Origin of the sequence: Microcosmobacter mediterraneus, assembly GCF_031846265.1 — a bacterium.
In the GTDB taxonomy this organism is placed as follows: domain Bacteria; phylum Bacteroidota; class Bacteroidia; order Flavobacteriales; family Flavobacteriaceae; genus Microcosmobacter; species Microcosmobacter mediterraneus.
Genome location: NZ_JAVRIA010000016.1, coordinates 1 through 3010 on the forward strand (window position 1 = coordinate 1; position 3010 = coordinate 3010).

1 protein-coding gene is annotated in these 3010 nt (G+C 37.8%); it reads right to left on the reverse strand.

Going from position 1 to position 3010, the window contains the following annotated elements; all coding sequences use genetic code 11:
- Positions 1-3010, reverse strand: a 3010-nt coding sequence (locus RM697_RS13635; protein ID WP_311428453.1) for a hypothetical protein, incomplete at both ends; no start/stop codon positions are given.

The following is a 3010-nucleotide window of genomic DNA, read 5'->3' on the forward strand; positions in this document are numbered from 1 at the left end:
TAATTCATCTGAACAATTGTCCATTTCATCTTCTACATCGCCTGTTACTTCTACTGAAGCATCGTACTCACACTTATCGTCACTGTAGATCGTAAGATCTGCTGGTGCTGTAAATGTTGGCGCAGTTCTATCTAAGAACACTACATTTTGTCTAGCAATAGACTTATTACCACACTCATCTTCTGCAGTAAATTCTCTAATAAAACACTTTGTTACTGGACACTCATTATTAATCTCGAAATTAATATTTGAAACTTCTACTGTAGCAGTTCCACAACATTGATCAGGATTAAAAATTCCAATAGCAAATTCTTGACCAGCTAATAATTCAACTGAGAAGCTATCAGATGCTTCTGCATCTGGACCATCATAAATAGTGAATACTTCACCATTAATAGCATATACTAAGTTATCAAAACCAGGTCCAAAAGAATCTTCTATATTAATACTCCAATCGAACGTTAATATAACATTCTTAGCAGTTGTAAATCCAATATTAAAGAAATTAACTGTTGAGAAATCATCATCTCCACCAGCATTAGAGCCAGTTACTGTAAACCCATTAGGAAGTGCACTAAAATCTGTAGTACCATCACCTTGATTAAATGCTTGCCATGGTGTATGTGTATAGTAGTCTTCATAAGTTACGCTAGTATCACCACAACCATCTTCTGCAGTTGCATTAGCTATAGGATCTTCTTCATCACATTCTAATTCTGCATCTTCTGGTACGAATGTAAAGTCTGGTGCAGTTGTATCTTCGATAGTAAATGTTGCAGATGTTGTTGATGTATTTAAACACTCATCTGTTGCAGTAAATGTTACTACAGCTGAACCTGTTTCTCCACAATCGTCAGATAATTTATCGTAATCGTTAGACCAAGTCACTGAACCACAAAGGTCACTAGCTTCTGCTCCACCGTTATCATCTAACCAAGCTTGTAATTCATCTTCATTTCCTTCACCATCACATTCAACAGTTTCATCTTCTGCTTCAACATCAATTGAAGGGTCAGTCGTATCTATAATAGTAAATGTTGCTGTTGTAATTTCAGAGTTATTACAATCGTCAGTAGCTGTAAATACTACAGTTTCTGTTCCTGTGAATCCACAGTCATCAGATAAACCTTCGCTATTGTTAGACCAAGTTACGCCTCCACAAAGGTCTGAAGCAGAAGCTCCACCATTGTTAGCTAACCAAGCCTCGAACTGTTCCATAGAACCTGCAGATCCTTCACCATCACATTCTGCTGTAATGTCTATTGGGTTACCTCCGTCTCCTTCACCAACAACTTCTTGGTTAGAGTTAAGAATAATCCAACTTGCTTCTCCAGCAAATGCACCTTCGAAATAAATCGTTGTTACACCATCTCCATTTTGGACTTGGAAAGGAATTGGATCATTTTCTCCTTCTATTGGACTTTCTCCACCGAATAAGTCTGCAAGAGTTAAATCTTCTAAAACAACTTCCCCGTTAAGAAGTACATCTAACGAATCTCCTTGCCATCCATCTTGGAAAGAGTCGAATAATTGTACGTAATATGTACAACTAGGTTCTCCTCCTGGTCCACACTCAACAGTCATATCTTCTGCTTCTGTAGTAATTACTGGAGCTGTTTCATCCTTAATGATGAAAGAAGCTGCTGTACTAGATGCGTTACCACAGTTATCCATAGCTGTAAACGTTACAGTTACTTCTCCTGTAAGACCACAATCGTCAGAGAAATCACATCGTGCTTCTTCAACAACAATGCTACCTAATGCATCATAAGCTTCATCAAAAGATGAATCAAAATTTGCATTACGTCCTCTAACATTGAAACCATACTGAATATTAACAGCATCTGCTTGTGTATTATTATAAGTAACAGCAAAACCTTGATCGTCAATTAAAGGTGCTTTTATTTCTTCAAGTAAAGCAAAATCAGCTGTGAAAATTCTAATGAATGCATAGCTTTCGTACTCCTCATCTAATGTATTACTAGATACAAATCCACTCCAAGTAAAAGATTGTCCTACTAAAGAATTATCTGCAATAAATGTACTTGCATCCATTACTTTATTACCAAACAAATCACCAGTTTGCCAGAATGGATCTGCGTCACCGATTCTATTTGGTTTTAAAGTTACTGTATTGTTTTCAGCATCAACTTCTGCAACTGCATCTGCAACTCCCCATCCTGAAGGGAATACGAATCCACCTCCATTAGCGTCTGTTTCAAATACATTCATAAATGCTAACCATTCAGCAGAGCCATCAACTGTTTTTAAGTTTTCTGCTCCTGCACAGTAATCGTTAGACCAAGATAATTCTTCGTCAGAACAAAGATCTGATGCCTTTGCACCTCCATAGTCTGCTAACCATGCGTTGAATTCTTCAACGTTACCTTCACCATCACACTCAACATACATATCTTCTGCACCTGCATCTATTGTAGGTGGTGTTGTATCTTTAATTGTAAATGTAGCTGATGTTGTAGCTGAATTTTCACAGTTGTCTGTTACTGTAAATACTACCGTTGCAGAGCCTGTTAAACCACAATCATCGCTAAATTCAACAGCTCCAACACTCCATTCTAATGGCTTATCTGAACATGTATCTGATGCCATTGCACCTCCATAGCTTTCTAACCATTCGTCAAGTACGGTTTCGTTACCAGCGCCATCACACTCTACTACCATATCCATAGCCTCAGTATCTATAGATGGTGGAGTTGTATCTTTAATTATAAAGTCTGCTGTTGTCTCTGAAGAGTTGTTACACTCATCTGTAACTGTAAATGTAACTTTAGCAATACCTGTTAATCCACAACCATCACTAAAAACAACATCTCCTACAGACCACGTTAGGTCTTCTGAACAGTTATCTACTGCGATAGCTCCACCATAGCTTGCTAACCAAGCAGCTAATTCTGCTTCGTTACCAGCGCCATCACACTCTACCATCATATCTGATGCTTCTTTTGTGATTTCTGGATCCTTAGTATCTTGTACAGTAATCACTTGGCTT